At 69.2% G+C, this 14,405-nt stretch carries 14 protein-coding genes; 8 read left to right on the plus strand and 6 right to left on the minus strand.

Going from position 1 to position 14,405, the window contains the following annotated elements; all coding sequences use genetic code 11:
* Positions 1-84 precede the first annotated feature (84 nt).
* Entirely contained in the window at positions 85-1,170 is a 1,086-nt protein-coding gene (gene mnmA / locus ACSQ2F_RS21860) for a tRNA 2-thiouridine(34) synthase MnmA (RefSeq protein ID WP_436026345.1), read from the minus strand.
* Positions 1,171-1,228: 58 nt separating this feature from the next.
* Entirely contained in the window at positions 1,229-1,720 is a 492-nt protein-coding gene (locus tag ACSQ2F_RS21865; protein ID WP_436026346.1) for an NUDIX hydrolase, read from the minus strand.
* A gap of 123 nt (positions 1,721-1,843) precedes the next feature.
* Here ACSQ2F_RS21865 and ACSQ2F_RS21870 point away from each other — a divergent pair, with 123 nt between their 5' ends.
* The 8 genes from ACSQ2F_RS21870 to ACSQ2F_RS21905 all read left to right on the plus strand — a co-directional run bounded on the left by ACSQ2F_RS21870 (position 1,844) and on the right by ACSQ2F_RS21905 (position 10,115).
* Positions 1,844-2,959, plus strand: coding sequence for a Re/Si-specific NAD(P)(+) transhydrogenase subunit alpha (locus ACSQ2F_RS21870; RefSeq protein ID WP_436026347.1), 1,116 nt, complete (start codon positions 1,844-1,846; stop codon positions 2,957-2,959).
* A 60-nt stretch (positions 2,960-3,019) separates the two neighbouring features.
* A complete protein-coding gene (panD, locus tag ACSQ2F_RS21875; protein WP_436026348.1) occupies positions 3,020-3,385 on the plus strand; it encodes an aspartate 1-decarboxylase in 366 nt (121 codons plus the stop codon).
* Between the two features lie 22 nt (positions 3,386-3,407).
* Complete coding sequence (locus ACSQ2F_RS21880; RefSeq protein ID WP_436026349.1) at positions 3,408-3,734, plus strand: NAD(P) transhydrogenase subunit alpha; 327 nt, start codon at positions 3,408-3,410, stop codon at positions 3,732-3,734.
* Positions 3,731-5,167: an NAD(P)(+) transhydrogenase (Re/Si-specific) subunit beta gene (locus tag ACSQ2F_RS21885; protein ID WP_436026350.1), complete on the plus strand. Its 1,437-nt coding sequence runs from the start codon at positions 3,731-3,733 to the stop codon at positions 5,165-5,167. Before ACSQ2F_RS21880 ends, ACSQ2F_RS21885 begins: the two co-directional genes overlap by 4 nt.
* A gap of 96 nt (positions 5,168-5,263) precedes the next feature.
* A complete protein-coding gene (locus ACSQ2F_RS21890) occupies positions 5,264-6,937 on the plus strand; it encodes a long-chain-fatty-acid--CoA ligase (RefSeq protein ID WP_436026351.1) in 1,674 nt (557 codons plus the stop codon).
* A 177-nt stretch (positions 6,938-7,114) separates the two neighbouring features.
* Positions 7,115-7,588, plus strand: a complete 474-nt coding sequence (locus ACSQ2F_RS21895) for a hypothetical protein (RefSeq protein ID WP_436026352.1) — start codon at positions 7,115-7,117, stop codon at positions 7,586-7,588.
* Between the two features lie 195 nt (positions 7,589-7,783).
* Positions 7,784-8,506 carry a 16S rRNA (uracil(1498)-N(3))-methyltransferase gene (locus tag ACSQ2F_RS21900; protein ID WP_436026353.1) on the plus strand — a complete coding sequence of 241 codons (723 nt, stop codon included), beginning with the start codon at positions 7,784-7,786 and terminating at the stop codon, positions 8,504-8,506.
* 187 nt (positions 8,507-8,693) lie between these two features.
* Positions 8,694-10,115 carry a sensor histidine kinase gene (locus ACSQ2F_RS21905; protein WP_436026354.1) on the plus strand — a complete coding sequence of 474 codons (1,422 nt, stop codon included), beginning with the start codon at positions 8,694-8,696 and terminating at the stop codon, positions 10,113-10,115.
* On the opposite strand, the gene ACSQ2F_RS21910 is transcribed toward ACSQ2F_RS21905, so the two are convergent.
* From ACSQ2F_RS21910 to ACSQ2F_RS21925, 4 genes are all read right to left on the minus strand, one after another.
* The gene (locus tag ACSQ2F_RS21910) at positions 10,058-11,332 is read right to left on the minus strand and encodes a THUMP domain-containing class I SAM-dependent RNA methyltransferase (RefSeq protein WP_436026355.1); all 1,275 of its coding nucleotides are present in this window, start codon (positions 11,330-11,332) and stop codon (positions 10,058-10,060) included. The genes ACSQ2F_RS21905 and ACSQ2F_RS21910 overlap by 58 nt on opposite strands.
* 79 nt (positions 11,333-11,411) lie before the next feature.
* A complete protein-coding gene (locus tag ACSQ2F_RS21915) occupies positions 11,412-11,966 on the minus strand; it encodes a YbhB/YbcL family Raf kinase inhibitor-like protein (protein WP_436026356.1) in 555 nt (184 codons plus the stop codon).
* A 54-nt stretch (positions 11,967-12,020) separates the two neighbouring features.
* Positions 12,021-12,842 carry a helix-turn-helix transcriptional regulator gene (locus tag ACSQ2F_RS21920; RefSeq protein ID WP_436026357.1) on the minus strand — a complete coding sequence of 274 codons (822 nt, stop codon included), beginning with the start codon at positions 12,840-12,842 and terminating at the stop codon, positions 12,021-12,023.
* Positions 12,843-12,847: 5 nt separating this feature from the next.
* On the minus strand, positions 12,848-14,383 hold the full coding sequence (locus ACSQ2F_RS21925; RefSeq protein ID WP_436026358.1) for an RNA polymerase factor sigma-54: 1,536 nt from the start codon (positions 14,381-14,383) through the stop codon (positions 12,848-12,850).
* Positions 14,384-14,405 lie beyond the last annotated feature (22 nt).

The following is a 14,405-nucleotide window of genomic DNA, read 5'->3' on the forward strand; positions in this document are numbered from 1 at the left end:
CCCGGCCAAAGGGGGCGAACCCGCCTCCGGGGGCGGCATTGGGGCTTTGGTCACACCGCGGGGCGTCATGCGCCGCCGCGCGGCTCAGCCCTCGAGCGTGCCTCCGATGACGCCGCCGCCGAGGCACACCTCGCCGTCGTAGACCACGGCCGACTGCCCCGGGGTCACCGCCCATTGCGGTTCGGCGAAGCGCAGTTCGAAGCGTTCGGGAGTGGCGGCGATCTCGCAGGCGGCATCCGCCTGCCGGTAGCGGCTCTTGGCCGCCAGGGCCCCGCCCGCGGGCGGCGCGCCCGCGACCCAACTCGTGTCCTGCGCCCACAGGGCGTTCGACTGCAGCCAGGGATGGTCGTGGCCCTGCACGGCGTAGAGCGTGTTGGTGGCCATGTCCTTGCGGGCGACGAACCAGGGTGCGGCGTCGTGGTCCTTCAAGCCGCCGATGCCGATGCCCTTGCGTTGGCCCAGCGTGTAGAAGCTCAGGCCCACGTGCTCACCGATGCGCCGCCCCTGGTCGTCCCGGATCGGGCCCGGCGTGTTCGCCAGGTAGCGGTTCAGGAACTCCCGGAACGGCCGCTCGCCGATGAAGCAGATGCCCGTCGAGTCCTTCTTGCGGGCATTCGGCAGCCCGATCTCCGCGGCGATGCGGCGCACCTCCGTCTTGGGCAGTTCCCCCACCGGAAACAGCGTCTTCGACAGCTGCGCCTGGTTGAGCCGGTGCAGGAAATAGCTCTGGTCCTTCAAGGGGTCGAGCCCCTTGAGCAACTGGAAGGCGTCGCCGGCCTGGCGCACCCGTGCGTAGTGGCCGGTGGCGATCTTCTCGGCGCCCAGGCGCATGGCATGGTCGAGGAACGCCTTGAACTTGATCTCGGCGTTGCAGAGCACGTCCGGGTTCGGCGTGCGGCCGGCCTGGTACTCGCGCAGGAAGTCGGCGAACACCCGGTCCTTGTAGTCGGCGGCGAAGTTGACGTGCTCCAGTTCGATGCCGAGCACGTCGGCCACGCTGGCGGCGTCGAGGAAGTCCTGGCGCGACGAGCAGAACTCGCTGTCGTCGTCGTCCTCCCAGTTCTTCATGAAGATGGCGACCACTTCGTGGCCCTGCTGCTTCAGGAGGTGCGCGCTGACCGCCGAGTCCACGCCCCCGCTCAATCCCACGACCACGCGTTGCTTCAACATCCACCGATTTTACGGATGCGCGGCCGCCCGTGCCGGCACAAGTCCGCGCAAGCGGGCTTCAGTGCTTCTGTTCGGGGTCGTGGAGGCTCGGGTCGGCATGCACGACGTCGAGCGGCAGGCGGCGGCCGGCGGCGAAGTCCTCGATGCAGCGCAACACCAGTGCGCTGCGGTGCCGGGCGCTGCTGGCGCGCACTTCGTCGAGCGTCATCCAGACCGTGCGCACGATGCCCTCGTCAAGCGGGCGGTTCGCATGCACCTCGCCCACCGTGCCGCCGTAGGCGATGCGCAGGTAGGTGACGTCCTCGCCGGTGGCCGGCCTCTGGAAGCGCGAGAGGTAGAGGCCCACGACGCAGTCCGGCACGAACGTGCGTGCGGTTTCCTCGAGCGCCTCACGCACGGCGCCCTCCTGCGGCGACTCCGCCGGCTCCAGATGGCCCGCCGGGTTGTTGAGCCGCAGGCCCTCGGGCGTGTGCTCTTCCACCAGCAGGAAGCGACCGGCCGATTCGATGATGGCCGCCACGGTGACACTCGGTTTCCAACGTTCAGGCATGCGCCATCTTAGGCGGGCGCTGCCCGTTTTCGAAGCGTCTCGCCGTATCGGTTACGCTTGCGGCCCTGTTCGTCTTGTAAGTTGGGCGAAAGTTGAGTTTCGTCCGCGCCGGAGGAGGCATTCATGTTGATTGGGGTTCCGCTCGAGACAGTGGCTGGTGAAACGCGTGTTGCCGTCACGCCCGAGACAGTGAAGAAGCTGAAGGCCCAGGGGCATGTGGTGCGGGTGCAGTCGGGCGCCGGCGTGGCCGCCAGCGTCACCGACGCGGCCTACGAGGCGGCGGGAGCCGAGATCACCGACCAGGGCGGCGCCTTCGCGGCCGAGCTGGTGCTGAAGGTGCGTGCGCCGGTGGACTCCGAACTCACCCTCATGAACCGGGGCGCCGCGCTCGTCGGCATGCTGAACCCGTTCGACCGCGACGGCCTGCGTCGCCTGGCCGCCGCCGGCCTCACGAGCTTCGCCCTCGAGGCCGCCCCCCGCACGACGCGGGCGCAGAGCATGGACGTGCTCAGCTCGCAGGCCAACATCGCCGGCTACAAGGCCGTGATGATCGCCGCCGATCGCTACCAGCGCTTCTTCCCCATGCTGATGACGGCGGCCGGCACGGTCAAGGCCGCGCGGGTGGTGATCCTCGGCGTCGGCGTGGCCGGCCTGCAGGCCATCGCCACCGCCAAGCGCCTGGGCGCCGTCATCGAGGCGAGCGACGTTCGCCCCTCGGTCAAGGAGCAGGTCGAGTCGCTGGGCGCGAAGTTCATCGAGGTGTCGTATGACACCGCCGAGGAGAAGGAAGCCGCCGAGGGCGTGGGTGGCTACGCCAAGCCGATGCCGCAGAGCTGGCTCGACCGCCAGAAGATCGAGGTCGCCAAGCGCGTGGCCGCGGCCGACGTCGTCATCACCACCGCCCTCATCCCGGGCCGTGCCGCACCGGTGCTCGTCACCGAGGAGATGGTGCGCGCGATGAAGCCCGGTTCCGTGATCGTCGACCTGGCAGCCGCCCAGGGCGGCAACTGCCCGCTGACCGAGGCCGACAAGACCATCGTGCGCCACGGCGTGACCCTGGTCGGCGAGACGAACCTGCCCGCGCTGGTCGCGGCCGACGCCTCGGCCCTGTATGCCCGCAACGTGCTTGATTTCCTCAAGCTCGTGCTGACCAAGGAGGGCGGCTTCAACGTGCCGCTCGACGACGACATCGTTGCGGCCTGTCTGATGACGCAGGGTGGCGAGGTCAAGCGGGCCTGAGTGCCGCGGACCCGCCGTCCGGCGAAAGCTGTTGTTCCATTGTTGTACTGAGTGAGTTCCATGAGTAATCGAGTCATGCTGCGGGCCAAGCTGCACCGCGCCACCGTCACCGAAGCCGACCTGCACTACGAGGGGTCGTGTGGCATCGACAGCACCCTGCTCGAGGCAGCCGACATGCGCGAGTTCGAACGCATCGAGCTCTACAACGTCAACAACGGCGAGCGTTTCTCCACCTACATCATCAAGGCGCCTCCGGGCTCCGGCGTGATCTCGCTGAACGGCGCCGCCGCGCGCCGGGCCCAGGTGGGCGACCTGCTGATCATCTGCACCTACGCGACCATGACCGAAGCCGAGGCCGCCGCGTACAAGCCGAAGGTGCTGCTGCTCGACGAGCACAACGCCATCAAAGAAGTTCGCAAGTTCTGACCTTCAACCAGGAGCCAGCCGGATGGACCTCATCTCGCCGACCATTACCAACCTCATCATCTTCGTCCTCGCCATCTACGTGGGTTACCACGTGGTCTGGACCGTCACGCCGGCGTTGCACACGCCGCTCATGGCGGTGACGAACGCCATCTCGGCGATCGTGATCGTGGGTGCGATGCTGGCCGCTGCGCTCACCGAGACCGGCCTGGGCAAGTCGATGGGCGTGCTGGCTGTGGCGCTTGCCGCGGTGAACGTCTTCGGCGGCTTCCTGGTCACGCGGCGCATGCTCGAGATGTTCCGCAAGAAGGACAAGAAGGCTGCTGTTGCCAAGGAAGGGGCCGCGCAATGAGCATGGACGTCGTCACGCTGCTGTACCTCATCGCGAGCGTGTGCTTCATCCAGGCCCTCAAGGGCCTGAGCCATCCGACCACGTCGATCCGCGGCAACCTGTTCGGCATGGTGGGCATGGCGATCGCCGTCGTCACCACCGGCGCGCTCATCTGGAAGATCGCCTCCGACGCGGGGCAGGCGCCCCTGGCAGGCCTTGCCTGGGTGCTGCTCGGCCTGCTGGCCGGTGGCGCCGCCGGCACCCTCATGGCCAAGCGGGTCGAGATGACCAAGATGCCCGAGCTCGTGGCCTTCATGCACAGCATGATCGGCCTGGCCGCGGTGTTCATCGCGGTCGCCGCGGCCGTGGAGCCCTGGGCCTTCGGCATCACGGCGCGTGACATGCCCATTCCCTTCGGCAACCGCCTGGAGCTCGCCCTGGGCGCGGCCATCGGCGCCATCACGTTCAGCGGCTCGGTCATCGCCTTCGGCAAGCTGTCGGGCAAATACAAGTTCCGGCTGTTCCAGGGCGCACCCGTCTCGTTCAAGGGCCAGCACCTGCTGAACCTGGTGCTGGGCCTCGCGCTCATCTTCTTCGTCACCCGCTACACGATGGCGCAGGGCGGCGGGGACTTCGTGCTGCTGCTCGCCATCGCCTTCGTGCTCGGCGTGCTGATCATCATCCCGATCGGCGGCGCCGACATGCCGGTGGTGGTGTCGATGCTCAACAGCTACTCCGGCTGGGCCGCGGCCGGCATCGGCTTCTCGCTCAACAACAGCATGCTGATCATTGCCGGCTCGCTGGTGGGCAGCTCGGGGGCCATCCTGAGCTACATCATGTGCAAGGCCATGAACCGGTCGTTCTTCAACGTCATCCTGGGCGGCTTCGGCGGCGAGGCCGCCACGGCGGCGGCCGGTGGCGCCGAACAGCGGCCCGTCAAGAGCGGCAGCGCCGATGACGCCGCCTTCGTGCTCGGCAACGCCGAGACCGTGGTGATCGTGCCGGGCTACGGCCTGGCGGTCGCCCGCGCCCAGCACGCCGTGAAGGAATTGGCGGCCAAGCTGACCGAAAAGGGCGTGACCGTGAAATACGCCATCCATCCCGTGGCGGGCCGCATGCCCGGCCACATGAACGTGCTGCTCGCGGAGGCCGAGGTGCCTTACGACCAGGTGTTCGAGATGGAAGACATCAACGGCGAGTTCGGCCAGGCCGACGTCGCCATCATTCTCGGTGCCAATGACGTGGTGAACCCCGCCGCGCACACCAAGGGCAGCCCCATCTACGGCATGCCCATCCTGGAGGCCTACAAGGCCAAGACCGTCATCGTCAACAAGCGCTCGATGGCCGCCGGCTATGCCGGCCTGGACAACGAGCTGTTCTACATGGACAAGACGATGATGGTGTTCGGCGATGCCAAGAAGGTCGTCGAAGACATGGTCAAGGCGATCGAGTAAGACCGCACAGCTCAGCGCGCTTCCGACATGAAAACCCGGGGACCGGGAGCGCGTTTTTCTGACCAGAATCACAGTGATGAACGAGGGGATGAAAACATGGAGAAGAACTGGCTGAAGCACTACCCTGACGGGGTGGCCCAGCACATCGACGCCGGACAGTACAGCTCGCTGGCCGCCCTGATGGACGAGAGTTTCAAGAAGTTCGGCGACCGTGCGGCCTACCGCTTCATGGGGAAGGTGACCCGCTTCAGCGAGGTCGACGACATGTCCCGGGCCTTCGCGGCCTACCTGCAGGCGCAAGGCTTCGTGAAGGGCGACCGCGTCGCCGTGATGATGCCCAACGTGCCCCAGTACCCCGTGGCGCTGGCCGGCATCCTGCGCGCCGGCTGCGTGCTGGTGAACGTCAATCCGCTCTACACGCCGCGCGAGCTCGAGCACCAGCTCAAGGACTCGGGTGCCAAGGGCATCGTGATCCTGGAGAACTTCGCCGCCACGCTGCAGCAGTGCGCGGCCAACGTGCCCACGAAGAAGGTCATCATCGCCTCGATGGGCGACCTGCTCGGCTTCCCCAAGTCGATGATCGTGAACTACGTCGTTCGCAACGTGAAGAAGATGGTGCCGGCGTACCAGCTGCCGGGCGCCGTGCGATTCAACGACGCACTGGCCGAGGGCCGCAAGGGCAGCCTGCGCCCGCCGGCCATCGGCCCGGACGACATCGCGGTCCTCCAGTACACCGGCGGCACCACGGGCGTCAGCAAGGGCGCCGTGCTGCTGCACCGCAACCTGATCGCCAACGTCCTGCAGTCCGAGGCCTGGTACCAGCCGGCCTTGCGCAAGGTGCCGGCCGGCGAGCAGGTGGTCACGATCTGCGCGTTGCCGATCTATCACATCTTCGGTTTCACGACGAACGTGATGCTGGGCATGCGCACCGGTGGCTGCAACATCCTCATTCCCAACCCGCGCGACATTCCGGCGCTGTTCGGCGAACTCAAGGGCGTGAAGTTCCACAGCTTCCCGGCGGTGAACACGCTCTTCGGCGCCATGGCCAACCACCCCGATTTCGGCACGGTGGACTGGAGCAACCTCGTCATCTCGGTCGGTGGCGGCATGGCGGTGCAGAGTGCCACGGCCCGCCTGTGGCTCGAGAAGACCCGCTGCCCGATCGTCGAGGGCTACGGCCTGTCGGAGACCTCGCCGTCGGTCACCTGCAACCCGGTCGACAGCACCGCCTACAGCGGCGACATCGGCATGCCCCTGCCCGACACCGAGATCCGCCTGCTCGACGACGACGGCCAGGACGTCCCGGCCGGCACCCCCGGCGAGATCGCCGTGCGGGGTCCGCAGGTGATGGCGGGCTACTGGCAGCGTCCGGATGAAACCGCCAAGGTCATGACCGCTGACGGGTTCTTCCGCACCGGCGACGTCGGCACGGTCGATGCGCAGGGGCGGTTCAAGATCGTCGACCGCAAGAAGGACATGATCCTGGTGAGCGGCTTCAACGTGTACCCGAACGAGATCGAGGACGTGGTGACCCAGATGCCCGGCATCCTCGAGTGCGCCGCCGTGGGCGTGCCCGATGCGAAGGCCGGCGAGGCGGTGAAGCTCGTGATCGTGCGCAGCAACCCCGCCCTCAGCGAGGCAGACGTTCGCGCCTATTGCGAGTCCAACATGACGGGCTACAAGCGGCCGAAGGTGGTCGAGTTCCGCACCGACCTGCCCAAGACGCCGGTGGGCAAGATCCTGCGCAGGGAACTGCGCGAGAAGGTCTGATCGACGGCGCTGCAGGTTCACGGAACCAGAACGCGGACCCACCGTCCTGTCCACGGGCGGCCGGTGGGAGTTGGAACGTGGACGAGCAACCCGGGCAGCCGGGCTCGATAGACCAGGTGCCTGCCGACAGCCGCGATGCGGCCCGCGCGGGTGCCGCGCACGAAGGGGATGTGACGGATGATCTGGTCCAAGACTGAAGCAGGCCGCCTGGAGATGCAGACGCGCGCCCTGGTGAAGGAGCGCACTCAGCGCAACCTGCTGCTGCTGATCGACGGCATCAAGTCGCAGGACATGCTGCTGTCGAGCATCGCCGGTGTCTCGCGCGCCGATTTCGACGCACTGGCCGCCATGGGGCTCATCGTGCAGACCGGGTCGGCCGCCGGGGCTTCGGCTCCGTCGGGCGCGTCTCGTTCGGCCGCCACGCCGGCGGCCCCGGCCGAGCCGAGCGACTATGCGGTGTTCACCCAGACCCTCACGCAGTTGATCTCCTCCGAACTCGGCCTGCGCGGCTTCACGCTGACGTTGGCAGTGGAGAAAGCCGGCACCAATGACGAGTTGCGTGCCGTCGCGGACAAGGTGATCGCCCAGATCGCCGACCGCAAGGGCGAAGACGCCGCCGATCGCGCCCGCCGCAAGCTCTACGGGGACTGACGGTCGGCGCGAAGCGGGCCAACCGCGGATCACCCCGGCCCGCGGCCTGGCCGCTTCGGCCCGTGCCCGCTGCGCGGACCGCGGCTCGCGGAATGTCTCCCTGCGGCGTGAGATTCACCGTCGAACCGGGCCGACCGTCGGCTGAGGCACACTGTCGGCCTCGCCCGACGTCCGTGGCGACCGTGCCTGCCTCACATGCCCCGCTTCTTCGTCGACTTGCCCCTCGCCGCTGGCGTCTCGCTGACCCTTCCTCCCGGGGCCTCGCGCCATGCCCAGGTGCTGCGCCTGCAGCCGGGCGACGCGGTCACGCTGTTCGACGGCCGGGGCGGACAATGGCACGCGGAAGTGGCCCAGATGGGGCGCAAGCTGGTCGACGTCGTCGTTGGCACGCATGACCCGTCTGAGCGGGAGCTCGCGCTGGCCGTGACCCTCGCCGTCGGCATGCCGGCCAACGAGCGCATGGATGACCTGGTGGAGAAGGCGACCGAGCTCGGCGTGGCCGGCATCCAGCCGCTCATGTGTGAGCGTTCGGTGCTTCGGCTGTCCGGTGAGCGCGCGGAGCGCAAGCGGGAGCATTGGCAGGCGGTCGCGGTGTCGGCGTGCGAACAGAGCGGCCGCACCCGGGTGCCGGTGATCGAGCCGGTGCGCACCTTGGCCGCCTGGCTGCGCGACCTGCCGGCGGGCGAGGCCGGTCGGGTCGTTCTGAGCACGGCCGAGGCGCCGCCCCTGCCGGTGCCCGCCGGCCGCGCGGTGATCGCCCTCAGCGGGCCTGAAGGCGGACTCGCACCGGGCGAGGAGGCCGCAGCGCGCGCCGCCGGCTTCGCCCCGGCCAGCCTCGGGCCCCGCATCCTGCGAGCCGACACCGCGCCACTGGCCGCCCTGGCGGTGTGGAGCCTCGGCACGCCGATGCTCGGCTGACACGGCCACACGCGATGAATGCTCGGCAGGCTGAAGGCGACCTCCGAGCAGCGCTCGGTCTGCCCGACGCCGTCCCGCCCGGATGGAGGCCGTGCCACTCCCCAGTTCGCGGCATGGGCCATGCGGCCCCGGGGGCGCTATCCTGGGCAGCGCATCCGGCGGATCGTCCGCCGGTGAAAGGACCGTGATGGTCGCGACCGACACCTATGCCTTCGCCAGCGCCCTGGCCACGGCAGCCCTTGCGGTGCTGCATGGATTGGTCTGGCGCCAGCTGCGCCAGCGCTGGTCGTTGCTGTTCGCGATCACCTTTGCCGTCATGGCCGTGGTCTACACGTTTGATGCAAGGCTGCAACCGATCGGCTCGCAGCCCAACCCCTGGGCCGCCCTGCTGGCGGCCGTGATGGCCGTGGTCATGACGCTGGGGGTCATGTCGTACGTCGGGGTGGCCGAACGGGTGGCTCGGCCCCTCACGCGCGGGCTCGTGGTCGCCGGCCTCGTCATCGTGGCGCTGACATGGTCGGGCTTCGTGAACCGCCTCTGGGCCTTTGCGATGCTGTCATGCTTTCTGCTGCTGCAGAGTGGCCTGGCCTGGATGGCGCTGAGGCGCGAGCCCGATCGAGGGCACCTGCTGCTGTTCCTCTCCCTCATCAGCTATCCCGCCACCATCGTCGCCACGGCATTCGGTGCCTTCGATGTACAGCTGCTGCGATATCTGGTCACCGTGCCGACGGCGTTGACCGGCATGACGGTGCTGACCACCGGCCTGCTGCGGGCGCACGAGGTGGCCCGGGGCGAACTCGTCAGGCGCCATGCCGCCGAGGACGCGCTGCGCCAGCTCAACGAGGCTCTGGAGCAGCGGGTGCTGCAGCGCACGGCCGAGCTGCACGAGATCGTCACGGCCCTCGAGAGTTTCAACCGCAGCATCTCCCACGACCTCCAGGGGCCGCTCGGCGGCATCGCCGGCGTGTCACGGCTGGCCGCGGAGGCGCTGGCGGCGGGCGACGTGCCGGCGGCCGAGCAGATGATGTCCGTCATCGCGCGGCAGGCCGAGGACTCCGCCGAACTCGTCGCCTCGCTGCTGACGCTTGCGCGCGTCAACGATGCCGAGATCGCGCCGCGCGCCGTTCCGCTCGACAGCGTCGTGCACGAGACGCTCGAGCAGTTGCGCTTGACCGACCCGGCACTGCCCGCGCCACCGGCCGACCTCGCGGTGCAAGTGGGCGCATTGCCGACGGTGGAGGCCGATCCGAGCCTCTTGCGACAGGTCTACGTGAACCTGATCGGCAACGCCATCAAGTTCTCGCGCGGCGTTGCCGAGCCACGCATCGAGGTGGGCGCCTTCGCCCAGGCCGGCGGGCATGTGATGTACGTGCGAGACAACGGGGTCGGCTTCGACAGTGAGGCCGCCGAGCACCTGTTCGAGCCATTCAGGCGCCAGCATCGCGGCGGCTTCGCCGGGCATGGCGTCGGTCTGAGCATCGTCAAGCGCATCGTGGAGCGGCACGGCGGGCGCGTGTGGGCCCGCTCGCGCCCGCAGGCTGGCGCGACCTTCTACTTCTGGCTCGGACCGCCGGGGGCGCCGCCACCGCCGTCGCCACTCGTGCCCTGACGCATCGAGCCCGACACCAGGTCGAAGCGGAAGAGGCGGCATTCGATCGGGCCGTTCCACATGGGCACGCGGCGCGACTCCTTCAGGCGCATGGCCGACGGCAGCTTCATGTCCGGGCTCAGCACCCAGGCGGTCCAGCCGGCGGGGTGGCGGGTGTAGGCCCGCTTCCAGTGGGCGGACAGCCGCGGGAAGAAGTCGTCGGGGGTATCGCGGTCCTCGGCCGAGGGGCGGGCCGCCTTGCCGGCCACTTCGATCCGCTCGCCATAGGGCGGGTTGATGATCAGCGTGCCGGGCAGGTCGGCCGGCAGGTCGGGAGCGGGGCGCTCGAGCGCATCACCGCCGTTGAACTGGATGGCTGCCGCCACGCCGGCGCGCTCGGCGTTGCGCCGCGCGAAGTCGACCATGCGGAACGACACGTCGCTGGCGAAGATCGGCACGGCGCTGGGGCGAATGGCCGTCTGCGCCTGGCTCTTCTGCCGTTGCCACTCGCCGCGCATGTCCGCATCGACGAACGGCAGCAGCCGCTCGAAGGCGAACCGGCGCTTGAGGCCCGGGGCGATGCCGCAGGCGATCTGCGCCGCCTCGATGGCGATCGTCCCCGAGCCGCAACACGGGTCGTGCAGGGCGCCGCCGGCCTGCGGCTCGCCGCGCCAGCCGGCCGCCGCGAGCATCGCCGCCGCCAGCGTTTCCTTCAGTGGCGCATCGCCCTTGTCCTCGCGCCAGCCGCGCTTGAACAACGACTCGCCGGAGGTGTCGACGTACAGCGCGGCCCGTTCCTCGCCCACGTGCAACTGCAGCTGGAGGTCGGGGTGCCGGGTGTCGACGCTGGGCCGCTCACCGGTCGCTTCGCGCAGGCTGTCGCACACCGCATCCTTGATGCGCAGGGCGGCGAAGTTGAGGCTGCGCAGCGGGCTGCGCTGGGCGGTGGTGTCCACGCGCAGGGTGTGCTCGGGCGTGATCCACTGCTGCCAGTCCACCGTCCGGGCCAGCGCGTACAGGTCGGCTTCGTCCCGGTAGGGGCCTTCGGCCACCTGGGCCAGCACCCGCATGGCCAGCCGGCTGTGCAGGTTGAGCCGCATGACGTCCTGGGGGCCGCCGTCCAGGCCGATGCCGCCCCGCGTGGGATACAGGATCTTGCTCGGCAGGAGGCGCTGCACTTCCTCTTCGAGCAGCGATTCGACGCCAGCGGCGCAGGGGAGGAACAGGGGCAGGGCCATGGGACGGCAATCAAAGGAGGCGTGGAGCAGCCGCCATTGTCGCCGTTCCCCCTTCTGTTCCGGCTTCTATTCCCGCTTCTCAGCGGCCGTATCGGACTTCGATGGTGGCCTCGCCCAGGCGATGCTGGTGCAGCAGGAAGCCGATCATGGCGGCGGTGGCGTCCGGCGGGGCGCCGAGCCGTTCCACCTTGAGGGCATGCACGGTGAAGCGATAGCGGTGCGGCGCATCACCTGCCGGGGGACAGGCGCCGCCATAGCCCAAGGTCCCGAAGTCCGTGCGCCCGTGCACGGCCGGGACCGGCAGCGCGCTCCCCGCGGCCGTACCCGCCCCGGCCGGCAGTCCCCGTGTGCCCGCGGGCAGGTCGTGCACCACCCAGTGCCACCAGCCGGAGCCCGTGGGTGCGTCGGGGTCGTGAACGGTGACGGCAAAGCTCTTCGTGCCGGCAGGCGGGTGGTGCCAGCCGAGCGCCGGCGAGCGGTTGGCGCCCTGGCATCCGAAGCCGTCGAACACCTGGTCGGCACCGAGGGTCCCGCCCGCGGCGAGGCTCGGGCTCTCGAGCGTGAAATCGGCCGCATGGCTCGAACCCGCAAACGCAAGGCAGGCGAGCAGCGTGGTGACGAGACGGGTTTGCATGGAAAGCTCCTGGAGTGAAGACGCTCCCATGGTGTCGCTGGCGCGACGGCGCCGTCAGCCCGGAACGGTCATCGGCTGTGCCGCAGACGTCACCGGGCGGAGATCGGAGGGCGGCAGCCCGAAACGGGCCCGAAAGGCCGCTGAGAAGCGGCTGTGCGACTCGTACCCGCAGCGGGCGGCGATCTCGCCGACGGGCAGGCTTGTCCCGTGCAGCAGCGCGAGGCCGGTCTCGAGCCGCACGTCCCGGACCACGTCGCTCGCCGTCGTGTTCTCCGCCGCCAGGCGGCGCTGCAGCGTGCTGGCGCTGATGGCGAAGGCCTCGGCCAGCGCGTGCACCGACCAGTCGAACGCAGGATGGCTGGCGATTCGGCGGCGAACCCGGTCGCTCCACGGCACATCTGGCCCCGCCTCGAATCGCCAACCACGTTCGGCGAGCAGCATCAGCACCTCGAGGAGACGATGGTGCTGCAGGGCGGCGGAGGCGGGTGACACCGGGTCGAGTGCACGCGCGGCGCGATCGAGCGCCTCGCGCAGTTCGGCATCGGCCGGCAGGCGGGCACTCGCGTCCACGCTCCGCACCGGGCCCGGGCCCGGTTCGAACTGCCGCAGCCGCTCGGTCCCGGGAAGCAGCACGAGGGCGCGGTAGTGGCCGTCAGGGGCCGGATCGTTCTCCACGTCCCAGGCGGTGCCCCGCTGCAGCAGGAAGATCTCGTCGCGGTGCCACTGGCGTCGCGCGTCGTGCTCGTGCAGCGTCTTCGTGCCGGACTGCACCCATCCGATGAGGTCGTCCCTGACGACGATCGTCTTCAGGCGATGTCGCACCGTGCTGGCCACCAGGGCCGCGGCAGCGCCTGCCACGAGACCGTCGGTGCGCATGAGGCCTACATGGCGCGGCGCAGGTTGGCCGGCGCGATGCGCAGTGCCTCGCGGTACTTGGCCACCGTGCGGCGTGCCACCTGGATGCCCTGTTCCTCGAGCATGCGGCTCAGCTGGCTGTCCGACAGCGGCTTGGACGGGTCTTCGGCGGCCACCAGCTGCTTGATGAGCGCGCGCACGGCGGTGCTGGAGGCGTTGCCGCCGGCCTCGGTGTTCAGCGACGAGCCGAAGAAGTACTTGAGCTCGAAGGTGCCGAACATCGTGGCCATGTACTTGGCCGTGGTGACGCGCGAGATGGTCGACTCGTGCAGGCCGAGCTCGTCGGCGATCTCGCGCAGCACGAGGGGCTTCATCGCGATCTCGCCGTGGGTGAAGAAGCTCTTCTGGCGTTCCACGATGGCCTGGGACACCCGCTGGATGGTGTCGAAGCGCTGCTGGATGTTCTTCATGAACCAGCGCGCTTCCTGCAGCCGGGAGCTGAGTGCGGCGCCTGCGCCACTTCCGCCGGCACCGCGGTTTTGCCGGATGGCCTGCGCGTACAGGTCGTTGATGCGCAGCTTGGGCATCACGTCCGGGTTGAGCACGACCTTCCAGTTGCGCCCGGACTTCTGCACGATCACGTCCGGCACGATGATGTTCGCCTCGGCTCGCGCGAAGCGCCGGCCGGGCTTGGGCTCGAGCTGCACGATCAGCGCCTGCGCGGCCTTGATGAGTTCCTCGTCGGCTCCGGTCGCCGCCATCAGCTTCTTCAGGTCGCGCCTGGCGAGCAGCTCCAGGTGCTGCTTGCAGATGATGATGGCGATGGTCTGGGCCTCGCAGCGCGGCAGGGCACGCAGCTGGATGGCCAGGCACTCGCCCAGGTTGCTCGCGCCCACGCCGAGCGGGTCCATGTTCTGCAGCCACTTGAGCGCCACCTGCAGCCGCTCGAGCAGTAGCTCGCGGTCTTCGTCGGCCTCGGCGAGCTGGGCGGCGATGTCCTCCAGCGGGTCGTCGAGGTAGCCCTCGTCATTGAGCGACTCGATCAGCACGTGCACCGCGGCCGCATCCTCGGGGCTCAGCCGCATGCCCAGCAGCTGGCTTCGCAGGTGGTCCTGCAGGCTCGGGCCGGCGGGGTTGCGGTCTTGCGGCTCGAAGTCATCGTTGTCGCCCTGGGAGGACGACGAGCTGCTGGAGCTGGGCAGCTCGCGAATGCCGTCGAAGTCGTCGCGCTCGGTGCCGTTCTCCCAGTCCTCGCGCTCGGTGGCGCCGAACTCGGCGGCGTCCACGCCCGCGGTGTCCTCGGCGGCATCGGCCGTGGGCGATTCGGCGGCCCGCTCGGTCTCGCGTTCGGCCACCCGCTCGGTCGCGGTCAGCCGCTCGGCCAGGGGCTCGAAAGGCGTGGTCGCGTCTTCCTCGACGTCGAGGAACGGGTTCTGCTCGAGCATCTGCTCGACTTCCTGGTGCAGCTCCAGCGTGGACAGCTGCAGCAGCCGGATCGATTGCTGCAGCTGGGGCGTGAGCGCCAGGTGCTGCGAGAGCCGGACCTGAAGGGACGGTTTCATGCCGTGCACTCCCTCAAGGTCG

It is taken from the genome of Rhizobacter sp. LjRoot28, from assembly GCF_964253025.1.
Classification (GTDB): Bacteria; Pseudomonadota; Gammaproteobacteria; order Burkholderiales; family Burkholderiaceae_C; genus Rhizobacter.